The 14,557-nt window shown below is 70.2% G+C and carries 14 protein-coding genes and 1 riboswitch; of the genes, 3 read left to right on the plus strand and 11 right to left on the minus strand.

The window, feature by feature from the left end:
* Nucleotides 1-220: 220 nt before the first annotated feature.
* Entirely contained in the window at nt 221-652 is a 432-nt protein-coding gene (mraZ, locus tag AC1DWP_RS04935) for a division/cell wall cluster transcriptional repressor MraZ (RefSeq protein WP_477613318.1), read from the minus strand.
* A gap of 385 nt (nt 653-1,037) precedes the next feature.
* Between mraZ and AC1DWP_RS04940 the strand changes: the two genes are divergently transcribed.
* From AC1DWP_RS04940 to AC1DWP_RS04950, 3 genes are read left to right on the plus strand one after another with little or no spacing between them, the layout of a single operon-like run.
* A complete protein-coding gene (locus tag AC1DWP_RS04940; protein WP_477613319.1) occupies nt 1,038-2,102 on the plus strand; it encodes an AAA family ATPase in 1,065 nt (354 codons plus the stop codon).
* Nucleotides 2,103-2,110: 8 nt separating this feature from the next.
* Nucleotides 2,111-3,373, plus strand: coding sequence for a DUF58 domain-containing protein (locus AC1DWP_RS04945; RefSeq protein ID WP_477613320.1), 1,263 nt, complete (start codon nt 2,111-2,113; stop codon nt 3,371-3,373).
* On the plus strand, nt 3,370-5,748 hold the full coding sequence (locus AC1DWP_RS04950; RefSeq protein ID WP_477613321.1) for a transglutaminase TgpA family protein: 2,379 nt from the start codon (nt 3,370-3,372) through the stop codon (nt 5,746-5,748). Before AC1DWP_RS04945 ends, AC1DWP_RS04950 begins: the two co-directional genes overlap by 4 nt.
* A 64-nt stretch (nt 5,749-5,812) precedes the next feature.
* Here the strand turns inward: AC1DWP_RS04950 and AC1DWP_RS04955 are convergent, their stop codons facing one another.
* From AC1DWP_RS04955 to AC1DWP_RS05000, 10 genes are all read right to left on the minus strand, one after another.
* Nucleotides 5,813-6,577, minus strand: a complete 765-nt coding sequence (locus AC1DWP_RS04955; protein ID WP_477613322.1) for an ABC transporter permease — start codon at nt 6,575-6,577, stop codon at nt 5,813-5,815.
* A 9-nt stretch (nt 6,578-6,586) separates the two neighbouring features.
* The gene (locus tag AC1DWP_RS04960) at nt 6,587-7,345 is read right to left on the minus strand and encodes an ABC transporter ATP-binding protein (RefSeq protein WP_477613323.1); all 759 of its coding nucleotides are present in this window, start codon (nt 7,343-7,345) and stop codon (nt 6,587-6,589) included.
* A complete protein-coding gene (locus AC1DWP_RS04965; RefSeq protein WP_477613324.1) occupies nt 7,342-7,725 on the minus strand; it encodes a DUF1048 domain-containing protein in 384 nt (127 codons plus the stop codon). Before AC1DWP_RS04965 ends, AC1DWP_RS04960 begins: the two co-directional genes overlap by 4 nt.
* 2 nt (nt 7,726-7,727) lie before the next feature.
* Nucleotides 7,728-8,081, minus strand: coding sequence for a PadR family transcriptional regulator (locus AC1DWP_RS04970; RefSeq protein WP_477613325.1), 354 nt, complete (start codon nt 8,079-8,081; stop codon nt 7,728-7,730).
* Nucleotides 8,082-8,243: 162 nt separating this feature from the next.
* Nucleotides 8,244-9,908, minus strand: a complete 1,665-nt coding sequence (locus AC1DWP_RS04975; RefSeq protein WP_477613326.1) for an RNA polymerase sigma factor — start codon at nt 9,906-9,908, stop codon at nt 8,244-8,246.
* A 249-nt stretch (nt 9,909-10,157) separates the two neighbouring features.
* Nucleotides 10,158-10,559 carry a universal stress protein gene (locus AC1DWP_RS04980; RefSeq protein WP_477613327.1) on the minus strand — a complete coding sequence of 134 codons (402 nt, stop codon included), beginning with the start codon at nt 10,557-10,559 and terminating at the stop codon, nt 10,158-10,160.
* A gap of 109 nt (nt 10,560-10,668) precedes the next feature.
* On the minus strand, nt 10,669-11,805 hold the full coding sequence (gene metX, locus AC1DWP_RS04985) for a homoserine O-acetyltransferase MetX (protein WP_477613328.1): 1,137 nt from the start codon (nt 11,803-11,805) through the stop codon (nt 10,669-10,671).
* A 17-nt stretch (nt 11,806-11,822) separates the two neighbouring features.
* A riboswitch (SAM riboswitch) is annotated at nt 11,823-11,933 on the minus strand.
* Between the two features lie 92 nt (nt 11,934-12,025).
* On the minus strand, nt 12,026-13,108 hold the full coding sequence (locus tag AC1DWP_RS04990) for a DUF4192 domain-containing protein (protein ID WP_477613329.1): 1,083 nt from the start codon (nt 13,106-13,108) through the stop codon (nt 12,026-12,028).
* A gap of 178 nt (nt 13,109-13,286) precedes the next feature.
* Nucleotides 13,287-13,658, minus strand: coding sequence for a YkvA family protein (locus tag AC1DWP_RS04995; RefSeq protein WP_477613330.1), 372 nt, complete (start codon nt 13,656-13,658; stop codon nt 13,287-13,289).
* 131 nt (nt 13,659-13,789) lie between these two features.
* On the minus strand, nt 13,790-14,506 hold the full coding sequence (locus AC1DWP_RS05000) for an EcsC family protein (protein ID WP_477613331.1): 717 nt from the start codon (nt 14,504-14,506) through the stop codon (nt 13,790-13,792).
* Nucleotides 14,507-14,557: the final 51 nt, after the last annotated feature.

The following is a 14,557-nucleotide window of genomic DNA, read 5'->3' on the forward strand; positions in this document are numbered from 1 at the left end:
CTCCTGCGGGACGGTGCTGGTGGTGCGGTGGGATCGTGCTGGGTGCTGCGGTGTTGGTGCTGGTGCTGGTGCTGGTGGTGGTTGCTGTGGTGGTGCGGAGGCCCTGCGGTCAGGTCCCCATCCGCTTCAAGGGATGCGGCCCGGGGCGGGGGAAGTCGTCCCGGGATGCGAAGCGGCTGGAGACCTGGCTGCAGGGGCCGACGGTCAGCGAGCTCGGGGATCAGAGGAGTCCGGGGATGACCTCCTCGGACTGGTCGGAGAAGCCCTGTTCGGTGCTCTCGAGGTAGGTGTTCCAGCTGTCGGTGTCCCAGACCTCGACCCGGGAACCCGCACCGATGACGGTGCACTCGCGGGTCAGGCCGGCGTAGGCCCGCAGGTTGGCGGGGATCGTGACGCGACCCTGCTTGTCGGGCACCTCGTCCGAGGCGCCGGACAGGAAGACGCGGGTGAAGTCACGGACGGCCTTGCTCGTGGTCGGCGCGGCCTGCATCTGCTGGGTGACCTTGAGGAACTCGTCCATCGGGAAGACGTAGAGGCACCGCTCCTGGCCCCGGGTCACCACCAGGCCGTCGGACATCCGCTCGCGGAACTTCGCGGGGAGGAAGAGGCGGCCCTTGTCGTCGAGTCGGGGGCTGTGCGTACCGAGAAACATCGCGCCCACCTCCCCTGCCGACCCGTCCGAGGACCCCACGGCCCTCTGGTTTCCCCCACTTTACTCCACGATCGGCCACCACTACCTCACTTTCCCCACAATTTGCGAGGCAATCACGATATTTCTGCAGGTCAGGTCGGTGGTGGAAAGTGGTGCGGATCTGACAGCACATCGGCGAATTGGCCCTCCCGGGCACCCCCGTGCACCCCCGACCACCCGGACCACGGGGCAGCGTGAGCTCGGGGACACCGATCCGGCGGCTGCGCGGCGCCGAACGACCCCCTGCAGCCGCCACGAGAGGTCACGAGACGGCATACCCCCTTCTTTGGTGGTGCGATGTGGGGGAAGATCGATCGACCACCCGGAGGGGCGCAACGTGGCGGCCATGGGGACGACGGAAGGACAGCCGGTGCAAGGCAGGCACGAGGACCAGGCAAGGCCAACACCCGTGGGCACGACCAAGCCCGACACGTTGCTCTCGCTCCCCGCGGGGTCCCCCGCGTCACTGGGGCAGGTCACCGAGGTCGCCGGACGTCTCGCCCGCGCCATCAACACGGTGATCGAGGGCAAGCCGGACGTCGTGCACACCGCCATCACCGTCCTGCTCGCCGAGGGACACCTGCTCCTCGAGGACGTCCCCGGCGTCGGCAAGACGATGCTCGCCAAGACGCTCGCGCGGTCGATCGACTGCTCCGTCCGACGGGTGCAGTTCACCCCCGACCTGCTGCCGAGCGACATCACTGGCGTGAGTGTGTTCAACCAGGACGTGCGCGACTTCGAGTTCCGTCCGGGCGCGATCTTCGCGAACGTCGTCGTGGGCGACGAGATCAACCGCGCCTCGCCCAAGACGCAGTCGGCCCTGCTGGAGTCGATGGAAGAGGGACAGGTCACGGTCGACGGCCAGACCTACGACCTCCCCAAGCCGTTCATCGTGATGGCCACCCAGAACCCCATCGAGATGGAGGGGACCTATCCACTGCCCGAGGCCCAGCGTGACCGCTTCATGGCGCGCATCTCCCTCGGCTACCCCTCGGCGCGCGCCGAGGTGGCGATGCTCGACAGCCACGGACAGGTGTCTCCGCTGGAGACGCTCAGCCCGGTCACCGACGCCGCCACCGTCTCGGCCATGGTCCGGGCGGTCCGCTCGGTCTTCACCAGCGACGCCATCAAGCAGTACGTCGTCGACCTGTCAGCGGCCACCCGGTCCAGCTCGGCGCTGCGGCTGGGCGCCTCCCCGCGGGCCAGCCTGCACATGCTGCGCGCTGCCCGCGCCCACGCGGCACTGGAGGGCCGCGACCACGTGCTGCCCGACGACGTGCAGGCCATCGTGCTCCCGGTCCTCGCCCACCGCATCATCCCCACCGGCGAGACGCAGCTGGCCCGGCGCAGCACCGGTGAGGTGTTGCAGGACCTCATGCGCCGAGTGCCCGTCCCCGCTGCCGGTCGCTGAGGCGCGCCGTGCGTCGGGTTCGCGACCTGCTCACCACCCGCGGGCGAGCGTTCGTCGCCGCGGGAGTCACGTTGGTGCTGTGCGGAACTGGGCTCGGTTTCACCGACCTCACCCGCATCGGGGTGCTGCTCGTGGCGTTGCCCCTCCTGAGTGGGCTGCTCATGCGGCGCCACGACCTGCGGTTCGCCCTGGAGCGCACCGCCGTGCCGGGTCGGATCCAGGTCGACGAGCAGTCCCTGGTCACGCTCGGCATCGAGAACGCCGGGGGCGCCGCCAGTCCCCTGCTGATGGCCGAGGAGCAGCTGGACTACGCCCTCGGTGACCGGCCGCGGTTCGTCGTGCCGAGGCTGCGCCGTGGCGACCGCCAGGAGGTGCACTACTCGGTGCGATCGCACGTCCGGGGCCGCCACCGCCTCGGACCCCTCGGCGTCCGCCTGCGCGATCCCTTCGGCCTGAGCACCAGGGTTGCCGCGATCTCCGGATCCAGCGACATCCTCGTCCTGCCCAAGATCGTCCCGCTCGGAGGCGGCCAGCCCCCGGGCAGCGGAGTGGGCGCCGAGGGCGCGATCCCGCACATGGTCGCCCTCCACGGCGAGGACGACGTCTCCATCCGTTCCTACCGAGATGGCGACGACCTGCGCCGCATCCACTGGCCGGCGACGGCCAAGACGGGCGAGCTGATGGTCCGTCAGGAGGACCGCCCCGCGCGCCGGCGTGCAGCGATCGTGCTCGACTCCCGCGCCCGTGGCCACCACGGCTCGGGCACCTCGGGCTCGTTCGAGTGGGCCGTGACCGCGTGCGCCTCCGTGGCCGCCCACCTCCTCGACCAGGGGTATGCCGTGCACCTCATCAGCGACGAGACCGCCGAGGACAGCCGAGCGGCCACCGCGATGGAGGTCGACCCGCTCCTGGACGTGCTGGCCATGGCCGAGACCGGGTCGGACGACCAGTTCGCCGACGTGTTGCAGGCCGCCCACCCGGTGACGGCGCCCGGCGGACTCATCCTCGCCGTGGTGACCGACCTCGACGAGGAGCTGGCCCGCCGTGTTGCCTCACTGCGCCAGCCCGGCGGTACGGCCCTGGCCATCGTGCTGGACCCGGACGGGTTCACCACGACGCGGCGCAGCCGGGCAGGGACCGCCGACGAGCTCACCTGTGTACCAGTGCTGCGCGGCGCGGGGTGGGCCGTGGCTGTCGTGGGCGCCGGCGACGACCTCCCCTCCGTGTGGGGCGTCCTGTCCGGCACGACGAGCCGGGTGGGTGTGGCATGAGCCGCGGTCGCATTGCGGACTCCGTGATCGCCGGAGCCGCCTCCGCCGTGGTCGCCTGGCCGCTCACCACCTTGTTCACGCCCAACACGTGGATCCGCCCGATGCTGGCCATGGGCTTCGCGGTGGTCGTCATCGGGATCGTCTTCCGGATGGTCACCAGCTCCTGGGTCGCCATCGCCGCCGCCCAGCTCGCCGGGGTCGTCCTCGCCGCGGCCTGGGTCTTCGGCCGCGGCCACCTCTGGCACGGGCTGCCCACCCCTGACATGGTGCTGGCCTTCAACAACCTCCTCGTCGATGCTCGCGAGACGATCCAGAACTATGCCGCACCCGCCCCCACCAACCGCGGAATCACCTTGGCCATCGGCCTCGCGATCGGCGTCGTGGCCATGGTCGTCGACCACCTGGCCGTGATGCGTCGCTCCCCCGCACTGGCCGGTCTTCCGCTGCTCACCGCCTACCTGATCTCCGCCTCCAACTCGGGCGACTCCCTGCACCCGATGTTCTTCGTCGCGGCCGGTGGGCTGTGGCTGCTCATGCTCGGACGCCAGGGCATCGCCTCGCTGCGACGGTGGAGCACCACCGTGCCGATGAGCACCACGGGCACGCGCAACTCCGACGACCGCGACGGCGCCTACGGGTATGCCGCGGTGGGCCGGACCCTGGCCGTCGCGGGGCTGGCGGCAGCCATCGTCGTTCCCGTGGTCATCCCCCACTTCCCGACGCGTTACCTCATCGACGGCCTGGGCCGGTCCAGCGGGGCCACCGGTTTCAGCGACGGTCAGATCGGCCTCAAGTCGACCCTCGACCTCACCAAGAGCCTCACCAGCCCGTCCAAGGCACCGGTTCTGAGCTACACCACCAACGCCGCGATCCTGACGCCGCTGCGCGTCGGGGTGCTCGACACCTACATCGCCGACAACTGGCGACCTGACCCCGACGACGTCGACTACGGCCGTCGCACCACCCTCGATCCGCCACCCGACCTGGCCCCCGAGGTCCCGCGGGAGACCTACCGCGTGTCCGTCGAGAACTCCCGGATCGAGGCGCCCCAGATCGCCGCGCCGACGCCGCTGGTGTCCGCCGACCTCGGCCGCGCGACCTGGGGCCTGGACCGCAACACCTCGGTCGCCACGGTCACCCGGGCCGTGCGGTCCTACAGCTTCTCCTACCTCGCACTGAACCCGACGCAGGAGTCGCTGGCCCAGAGCCGGCAAGGGGCCAGCGGCAGCTTCCTGCGGGACGACCTGCAGGTCGACCCGGCCTCGCAGGAGATCGTCAGCCAGCTCGTCAGCGACATCGTCCCGCAGAACGCCTCACGCATCGAGGCCGCGCGCGCAATCCAGAAGTACCTCCGAGCGGACGGGGGCTTCAGCTACTCCCTCAAGCTGCCGACCACGGTCAAGGACGCGTCCGGCCAGGAGGTGCGGCCCGATGCCATCACCCTCTTCCTGAAGTCGAAGGTCGGCTACTGCGTGCAGTTCGCCACGGCCATGGTCATGATGGCCCGCGAAGCCGGGATCCCGGCCCGCATGGCGATCGGGTTCCTGCCGGGCACCGCCGACCGCGGCACCTACACGGTGCGCTCGTCCGACGCGCACGCCTGGCCCGAGCTCTTCTTCGACCGCATCGGCTGGCTTCGGTTCGAACCGACCCCCTCGGGCACGCAGAACACCGTCGCCCCGTCCTACTCGCTCGCCCCCACGACCCCCGGCAGCGGCAACGCCGCCACCAACACCGCCACGGGTGGTGCGACGGGGAGCCCCACCCGCCCCGGCGACCGCAACGACCCGGGTGCCACGGACCCGGCCAACACCAACGGCAGCGGCTCCGACTTCGGCGGCTGGTTCGGATCGCGCACCCGGACCACCGCGCTGTGGATCGTGCTCGGACTGCTCGGCGGGGTCCTCGGGTCGCTCGCCGTGCCACTCGCCGCCCGTGGTCGGCTGCGCCGCCGGCTGCGGCACGCGCCCGACGAGTCGACCCGCGTCGAGATCGAGTGGCAGGCCATGATCGAACGGATCGGCGACCTCGGCGTGATCCCTCCACGGGGCAGCACCCCGCGTCAGGCCGGTCGCTTCTACCAGCGCGAGGCCTACCTCGAGGGGGAGCAGACGGAGGCACTCAACCGGGTGGTCACCGGCGTGGAACGCTCGCGCTACGCCCCTCCCGGGGCGACCATCTCCGACATCCGTGCCGACACCCACACCGTGGTCAAGGCAGTCTCCGGTGTGCGCAGACGCAAGGACCGGCTCCGCGCTGCCTGGTGGCCCACCGACGGCCTGATCGAGTGGCGCGAGCGCCGTGCCGCCGTAGGACGCCTCCTACGCCGACCCGTGGATCGCATCCAGGACTGGCGCGCCGAACGTCGGGGCTAGGCGAACGTCTGGGCTGGGCGAGCGTCCCGGCCAGGGCGAACGAGAGGACTGACGAGGTCAGGACTCACCCGGCGATCTTGCGGCGATAGGTGAGCATGGCGAACGTGAAGGCGACCACGAGGATGGCGACGCACCAGGCGAGGGCGACCCACAGGTCGGTGCCCACCTGCTGCTGGGCGAACAGGTCCCGGATGGCGTTGACGATGGAGGTCACGGGCTGGTGCTCGGCGAAGGCGCGCACGGGGCCGGGCATGGTGTCGGTGGGCACGAACGCCGAGCTGATGAACGGCAGGAAGATGAGCGGGTAGGAGAACGCACTCGCCCCGTCCGCGGAGGTCGCCGAGAGGCCGGGGATGACGGCGATCCAGGTCAGCGCCAGGGTGAAGAGCACCAGGATCCCGGCGACCCCGAGCCACGCCAGCACACCCGCCCCCGAGCGGAAGCCCATCAGGAGTGCGACGAGCACGACCACCACCACCGAGACCAGGTTGGCGACCAGCGAGGTCAGCACGTGCGCCCACAGCACGGACGACCTCGCGATCGGCATGGACTGGAACCGTTCGAAGATGCCGCCGGACATGTCGAGGAAGAGCCGGAACGCGGTGTAGGCGATCCCCGAGGCGATGGTGATGAGCAGGATGCCAGGCAGCAGGTAGTTGACGTACGAGTCAGACCCTGACGCGATCGCGCCACCGAACACGTAGACGAACAGCAGCATGAAGGCGATCGGCATGACCGTGGTGGTGATGATCGTGTCCAGGCTGCGCGTGATGTGGCGCAGGGACCGGCCCAGCAGGACGGTCGTGTCGCCGAAGAAGTGCGTGGTCATCGGTGCTCCTCAGTGGTTCGTGCCGACGAGGGCGAAGAAGACGTCCTCGAGGGTGGGTTGCTTCTCGACGTACTCGACCGTGGCCGGCGGCAGCAGCTGCTTGAGCTCGGCGAGGGTGCCGTTCACGATGATCCGGCCCTCGTGGAGGATCGCGAGCCGGTCGGCGAGCTGTTCGGCCTCGTCGAGGTACTGCGTCGTGAGCAGCACCGTCGTGCCGTGCGCGGCGAGCTCCTTGACGGCCTGCCAGACCTCGATGCGCGCCTGGGGGTCGAGCCCGGTCGTCGGCTCGTCCAGGAAGACGACCGGCGGACTCCCGATGAGGCTCATGGCGAGGTCGAGACGGCGGCGCATGCCGCCCGAGTACGTCGACACCCTCCGACTCGCCGCGTCGGTCAGTGCGAACCGTTCGAGCAGCCTGGCTGCGACCACGCCGGGGTCCTCGAGGTGCCGCAGCCGTGCGACGAGGACGAGGTTCTCCCGTCCGGTGAGGATCTCGTCGACGGCGGCGAACTGTCCGGTCAGGCTGATGGACTCACGCACCCGGGCCGGGTGGGTGCCCACGTCCTCGCCGTCGATGACAGCCGTCCCCGCGTCGGCCTTGAGCAGCGTGGCGAGGATGCGCACGACCGTGGTCTTGCCCGCCCCGTTCGCCCCGAGCAGGGCGAAGATGGTTCCCGTCTCCACCTCGAAGTCGACACCTCGGAGCACCTCCAGGTCCTTGTACGACTTCTCGAGGCCCCGCACCTGGATGGCAGCGTCGGTCGTCATCGGTCCTCACCTCCCTTGGCGTCACCTTCCTGGGCGTCGTCGATCGCCTTGGTGAGGCGGGCGCGCTCCTTGTCGATCCACCGGGTGCCGGTGTAGGCCTGCGCGAACGCCTCGGCGAAGTCGACGGGGTCCTCGCCCACGATGGCCCGCACAGGGGTTCCGTCGGCAGCGGCCCGGTCCCAGAGGTCCGCGAGGTCTCCCAGCATCGTGACGGCGATGGTGCCGTCCGTGATGCCCCCGTAGTACATGAGGTACCGCTGCACGGCCTTGGCCGCAGCGCCGTACGGTTCCGGCAACGCGTCGATGCGGGCCTTGTACGCCCGGTACTGCTTCTTCTGCTCCCACGAGCCGGTGACGGTCTCGATCCACTTGGCTGCCATGCCTACTTATCTCCTTCGTCCGGGCTCTGGGCGTTCTCACTGCGGAGCTGGTTGAGACGTTCGGTGAGGAAGCTCCAGGTCCTCCAGAACTCTTCGAGGTGCTCGCGCCCCTGCGCGTTGAGCGAGTACACCTTGCGCGGCGGGCCCTTCTCGGACGGGACCTTCTCCACGTCGACCAGGCCGCGCTGCTCGATCCTGACCAGCAGCGCGTAGACGGTGCCCTCGGCGATGTCGGAGAAGCCCTGGTCGCGCAGCCAGGCGGTGATCTCGTAGCCGTACGCCCGCCGAGCGAGAAGGATGGCCAGGACGATCCCCTCCAGCGTCCCCTTGAGCATCTCGGTCTCCTGCTTGCCCATGGAACCTCCCTTCGCTACTCAGTGTTAATGACTACCGGTAGATAGTAACACTGAGTAGCGGCGTCAGCGCAAGCCCCGACGACAGGCGGGAACGACGAACGCCCCCCGAGTCTCGGAGGGCGTTCGTGTGGAGAGGTATGCCGGCCAGCGCCGGACCGCGCGTCAGTCCAGGTAGTCGCGCAGCACTTGGGACCGGCTCGGGTGGCGCAGCTTGCTCATCGTCTTGGACTCGATCTGACGGATCCGCTCACGGGTCACGCCGTAGACCTTGCCGATCTCGTCGAGCGTCTTCGGCTGGCCGTCGGTGAGCCCGAAGCGCATCGAGACGACACCGGCCTCCCGCTCGGACAGGGTGTCGAGCACCGAGTGGAGCTGCTCCTGCAGCAGCGTGAAGCTGACCGCGTCGGCCGGGACGACGGCCTCGGAGTCCTCGATGAGGTCACCGAACTCGCTGTCACCGTCCTCACCGAGGGGGGTGTGCAGGGAGATGGGCTCGCGACCGTACTTCTGGACCTCGACGACCTTCTCCGGGGTCATGTCGAGCTCCTTGGCGAGCTCCTCCGGGGTGGGCTCGCGCCCGAGGTCCTGGAGCATCTGGCGCTGCACGCGGGCCAGCTTGTTGATGACCTCGACCATGTGGACCGGGATGCGGATGGTGCGGGCCTGGTCAGCCATGGCGCGGGTGATCGCCTGGCGGATCCACCACGTCGCGTAGGTCGAGAACTTGTAGCCCTTGGTGTAGTCGAACTTCTCCACCGCACGGATCAGGCCGAGGTTGCCTTCCTGGATCAGGTCCAGGAAGAGCATGCCGCGACCGGTATAGCGCTTGGCGAGCGACACCACGAGGCGCAGGTTGGCCTCGAGCAGGTGGTTCTTGGCCTTCTTGCCGTCCTGGGCGATCCACCACAGCTCACGCTTGAGCTTCATCTCGATCTTGTCGCCCGAGTTGAGCCGCTCCTCGGCGAACAGCCCGGCCTCGATGCGCTTGGCGAGCTCGACCTCCTGCTCGGCGTTGAGCAGGGCGACCTTGCCGATCTGCTTGAGGTAGTCCTTGACCGGGTCGGCGGTGGCACCGGCGGTGACGACCTGCTGGACAGGAGCGTCGTCCTCGTCGTCATCGCGCAGGACGAAGCCGGAACCCTCGTCCTCGTCGTCCTTCTTCTCGTCCTCGGTGTCGTCCTCGACGACGACGTCCTCGAGCTCGGACTCGACCACGTCGGTGGGCTCTGCCGGCACCGCCTCGTCGTCGCCGTTGCCGGCCGCGTCAGCCGCCGTGGCAGTAGCGTCCGTGGCCTCGGTCTTGGCTGCCGACTTCGTGGTCGCGGCCTTCTTCGTGGCCGGGGCTGCCTCGCCCGCGGCTGCGGCGGCGGCCTTCTTCGTCGTGGTCGCCTTCGCCGGCGCCGTCTTGCTGGTCGCAGCCTTCGCGGTCGCAGTCTTGACGGGGGTGTCCTTCGCCGACTCGGCCTTCGGCGACGCAGCCTTGGCCGTCGACTTGGCGGCAGGTGCGGCAGTCTTGACTGCCGTCTTGGCGGCCGCCTTCTTGGCCGGCGCGGTCGTCGTCTTCTTGCGGGTGCTCGTCGCAGCCACCGCGCGTGAGGCGGTGGCCGAGTCGAGGGTCACGTGGATGCCCTGCTCGTCCAGGGAACGCAGCACAGCCTTCATCCGCTTGGGTGCGATCTCGGCCCCCTCCAGGGCATCACGCAACTGACCACTGTCGACCGAGCCGTTGGTGCGGCCCTGCTTGAGCAGCTTCTGCAGTGCGGGGTGGGAGAACTCGGGGGGAAGAGACGGTGCGGGGCTCGCAGCCTTCTTGGACACAGGCGACACGGACTACCTTTCGTCGCGGACTCGCGGCACGGCGCACGTCATCACAGCCATGCTTGAGGATGTCTGTGACAACAACAGCGGGAGTGGAAGTATTGCCGAGATCGGCTGGGCTGGACCCTGACGAGATCTCGTTGATGACATTGTAAAACGAGTTGCCCGCAGATCACGCATCGGCACACTGCCGACACGGCGCGATGTCCCGCTGGACAGCCATGGAGAGCCGTGCCGGACCGGTGCAGACCGGTCGCCTCAGGCGTCGGCCTTGACGGCCAGGACGGGGCACGACGCGTCGAGCAGGATGCGCTGGGCGTTCGAGCCCAGGATGAGCTTGCCGACGGGGGTGCGACGACGCAGGCCGATGACGATGAACTCCGCGTGCTCCTCCTCGGCCACTGCGATCAGGTCCTCGGCCGGCTCGTTGCCCCGGACGAGCTGACGCACCTCGTGCTCCAGCCCCTCCTCGTCCAGCTCGCCCTGGATGCGGGAGAGGTCGGCATCGAAACGGTTCGCCTCCTCACTGTCGAAGTCTCGGCCACCGCGCTGGGAGTTGATGACGATCAGCTTGGACTTGCGTAGCAGCGCCTCGTCCGCGGCCCGGCGCAGAGCCGCCCGCCCTTCCTTCGTCGGCACATATCCCACAACGATGGCCACAGGGACCTCCTACGTTCAGTTGACCGAGTAGCGGTGCGACCGGGTGGTGGACCCGGGGCACACCAGGCGACGGCAGCCGCTGGGCCCGACCGTACCGGAAATCCCCCCGTCAGGCAGGGCCTGCGAGAACCCGGGCCACGATCTGCCCGACCTGCTCGATCTCGATGAGGAACCCGTCGTGGCCGTAGTCGGAGTGCACGGTGTGCAGCTGGGCCGCCGGGACGGCGTCGGCGATCTCTCGGGACAGCCGCGGCGGGTAGAGCCGGTCCGAGTCGACGGCGACCACCGCCACCTGAGCGGAGATCCTGGCGAGCGCCGCGGCGACTCCCCCACGGCCTCGTCCGACGTCGTGGGAGTTCATCGCCTCGGTGAGGACGACGTAGGAGTTGGCATCGAATCGTCCGGCCAGCTTGCCGGCGTGGTGGTCGAGGTAGGACTCGACGGCATAGCGGCCGTGACCGCCCAACGGGTCCTCCGCCTCCTGCGGCTCGCGACCGAAGCGCTCGTGCAGCTCGAGCTCGCTGCGATAGGTGACGTGCGCGATCCGCCGCGCGATCCCGAGCCCGGTCTCGGGACCGGGGCCGCGCTCGTAGTAGTCGCCGCCGTGGAAGTCGCCGTCCGCGCGGATCGCCAACAGCTGCGCCTGACACCAGCCGATCTGCTCCGCCGTGGCGTATGCCGTGCTGGCCAGCACGATGGCCGTCGCGACCCGTTCGGGGTGGGTCACCGCCCACTCGAGGACCCGCATCCCGCCCATCGAGCCACCCAGGATGGCGTGCCAGCGGTCGATGCCGAGGACGTCGGCGAGCAGGGCCTCGGTCTGCACCTGGTCACGCACGGTGACGAAGGGGAAGCGGCTCCCCCACGGGGCACCGTCGATGGCCGGCGAGGACGGGCCGGTGCTCCCCTGGCAGCCGCCCAGGACGTTGGCGGCAACGACGAAGTAGCGGTCGGTGTCGAGCGGCCGACCGGGGCCGATCAGCCCGTCCCACCAGCCCGGCGTCGGATGACCAGGACCGGTCGGTCCCTCGACATGGCTGTCACCGGTGAGGGCGTGCTCGACGAGGATGGCGTTGTCACCCGCGGCGCTGAGCTCACCCCAGGTCTCGTAGGCCACCCGCACCCCGGGAAGGACGCCACCGCGCTCGAGCTCGACCGCGCCGAGGTCGACGAACTGGCGTCGACCGACCGGGTCACCGTCGCGCCAGGCACCTGACGTCGCTCGTGGTGGGGAGGTCGTGGTCATCGAAACTGCTCCTGTGGCGCTCGCGCTTGCCGCCCAGGTCAGGGTCGGCCGGGTCTTCACCCGGGGCACCCCACCGCGAGGAGGGTTGCCGCCCAGCAAGCCGGGGCTTGGTGCTGGGACTCATGACCTGGCGACCATCATACGAGGAGGCCGTCGGCGTGTCCGCGGCGTCCGCACGATGGACGCGTCGTCCCCGCCGAGCTGCGCGCGAGCACTTGGGTCAGCCCGACCGCAGCTCGGCCGCGCGCTGCGCGCCGTGGCTGCCGGGACGCACGCCGAGGTCGAGCATGCGCTCGAGCAGCTGCGCCAGCCGGTAGTCGGGGCGCGCCCGGAGCGCCCGGTCCACGCAGGTCCGGGCCAACGCGCCGTCGCCCTGCCACCAGGCACAGTTGGCGAGCACGGTGAGCGCCGGAGCCGCGTGGTCGTCGGGGACCGACCTGACCAGGGACTGCAACCTCGCCAGGAGACGGCGACCGGCCCCGGCCGACGGCCCTGCCCCCGGGCTGCGGTGCCAGGTGGGAGCCGGCAGCGTGCAGCGCAAGGCGTCGACGAGGTCCGGCGACAGGGAGTCCAGGGGCAGGGCACCAGGGCACAGCCAGGCCACGAGTCCGTCGCGCAGCGCGAGGTCCTCCAGGCTGCGCACGAGCAGGCAGACCTCGGCGGGCCCGAGCTCTGCGACCTCGGGCGCGCCACCGGTCACGTCGCACACCACCGACCAGCGCGACAGCGCCTCGAGCCGACGGGCAGCATCGAGGCGTCCCGACTCGGGCTCCGAGCCGCTACCCAGCTCTGCTGCCACCGCCTCGGCGAGGACTGGGTCCGCGGCGACGAGGTCCGCGATCGCGGACCTACCCGGGAGGGGCGCGATCTCGAGCCCGACGTACTCGGCCACGGCGGGGGTGTCGGCCGCCTCCGGGACCGGCGCGCCCTCGGCCGGACAGCATCCGTCGGCGCAGTCGATGGCGAACCAGCGCCCGTCGCGGACGACGAGTCGGTCCAGGACCTCGAGGTCGGCCTCGGTCGCCAGGCGACGCACGGCGTCCAGACCGGGCCGGCTCGAACCCGCCGCCGTCTCGTAGCCGACGAGCATGACCGCCTCGGGCCGGTCCTGCAGCAGCGGAGCCACGAGGACGCGGCCGACCTGCTCCGCGTCCTGGGGTGGTGGCAGGTCGATCCGCTCGATCAACCCGACGCTGCGACCGTGGAGGGCGACCAGCACGATCGAGTCCTGGGGGTGGTAGCCGAGCTGGTAGGGCAGCACGGCGACGACATCGGCCGGGCCGCGCAGTCTGATCTGGCTCATGGGCCAACGCTGGCCTCCCGGGGGCCTTCGGGTCAGGGGCCGGAGCCAGCCCTGTGGACAGGCGCACCCACGCCGACGGGGTGGGGCTGCTCCGCGCCGCCACGGCGCAGCAATGGCGTCCTCACGGCCCGCCACGCCCTCGACACACCCCGACCGAGCGGATGAGGACGTGCTGGAGTCAGCGGACGACGTCGCCCTCGACGGTCTCGTGCGCCCTCGCCGGCGTGGTGCGCTCCCAGGCCAGGAACGACTCGGTCTCGTTGACGACGGTCGCCGCGATCCACGACACCACCACCGCGTCGTCGGCGAGGCCGAAGACGGACAGCGCCAGCTCGGGGATCAGGTCGATGGGCGACACGACGTAGGCCACCGCGCCGAGAACCATCAGGAGCCGACCGCGGGTGGTCCCGGCATACTCGCCGCGAAAGGTGGCCCGGAACAGCCGGGGCAGGCTCATCAGGCGTTCACCCAGCGCGGGCGATCCCGGACGGGTCGCGGTGCGGACTGCGGTGGCGATGGTGCGCAGGGCACCGAAGCGGGTCATGGCCATGGTCAGACTCCCGTTGTTCGAAGGCGCAGGCTCCGGGCACCACGATGGCCCGGACACGGTTCAAACGACCTGGGTGCCCCGGTGATTCCCGGCGCTCCCCCAGCCTGCGTCCAACCGGCGCAGCACGCCACTCAGAAGCCAGTGGCCCTGGGCGGGAACTCGTGACGCGCGTGGTCGGCGATCTTCTTGAGCAGGTAGCTGTCGAGGCCCGCGCCGACGACACCGCCGATGACGGGCACGCCCTTGCCGAACCGGCTCAGCGTCTTCTTCCCAGCGGTCGACAGCAGCCGGAAGCCGACCGCCTTGTTGACCACCATCAACGCAGGCCCGGGCAGCCGCTGGGCCGCGAGGTTGGCGAGTCGGCCGGTCGAGGCCACACCTGCCTTCTTGAGCAGGTCGTCCGCGTCGGCTCCCACGAGGGTGAGCAGCACCGCCGACCGGATCTCGGGTCGCTTGATGTCGTAGCCGCGCAGGGACGCGATCGCGGCCACCATCCGGGTCGCCACGACGTAGAACTCGACGACGTTGGCGGGGAGCGCCACGGGCAGCGTGACGAACCCACCGAGTCCGGTGACGAAACCACCGGCGGCCGCGAGCCTGAGGTGACCTCGGACCACGGCGTCGACGGCCTCCTCGGCTCCTGGCTTCTCGGCCCGCCGGACGTCGGCGACCTTCTGCGCCGAGTCGAACGGACCCTTGCCGTCGATGCCGACGTCGAGCAGGCTCTCGATCAGGCCGGTCACGGCTCCGGAGAACATCCCCGAGTCCTCGCGGGGGGCCCTCGCCTGTTCGAGCGCCGAGGTCGGCTTCGCCTGCGCCTCGTCCTTGCCCATTCCGAGAAAGCCCACGTCAGCACCCCTCCGGGTTTGGTTTCGGTCGGTCGCCGCCATCCTGCCATG

It is taken from the genome of Pedococcus sp. P2_F6 (assembly GCF_056403675.1).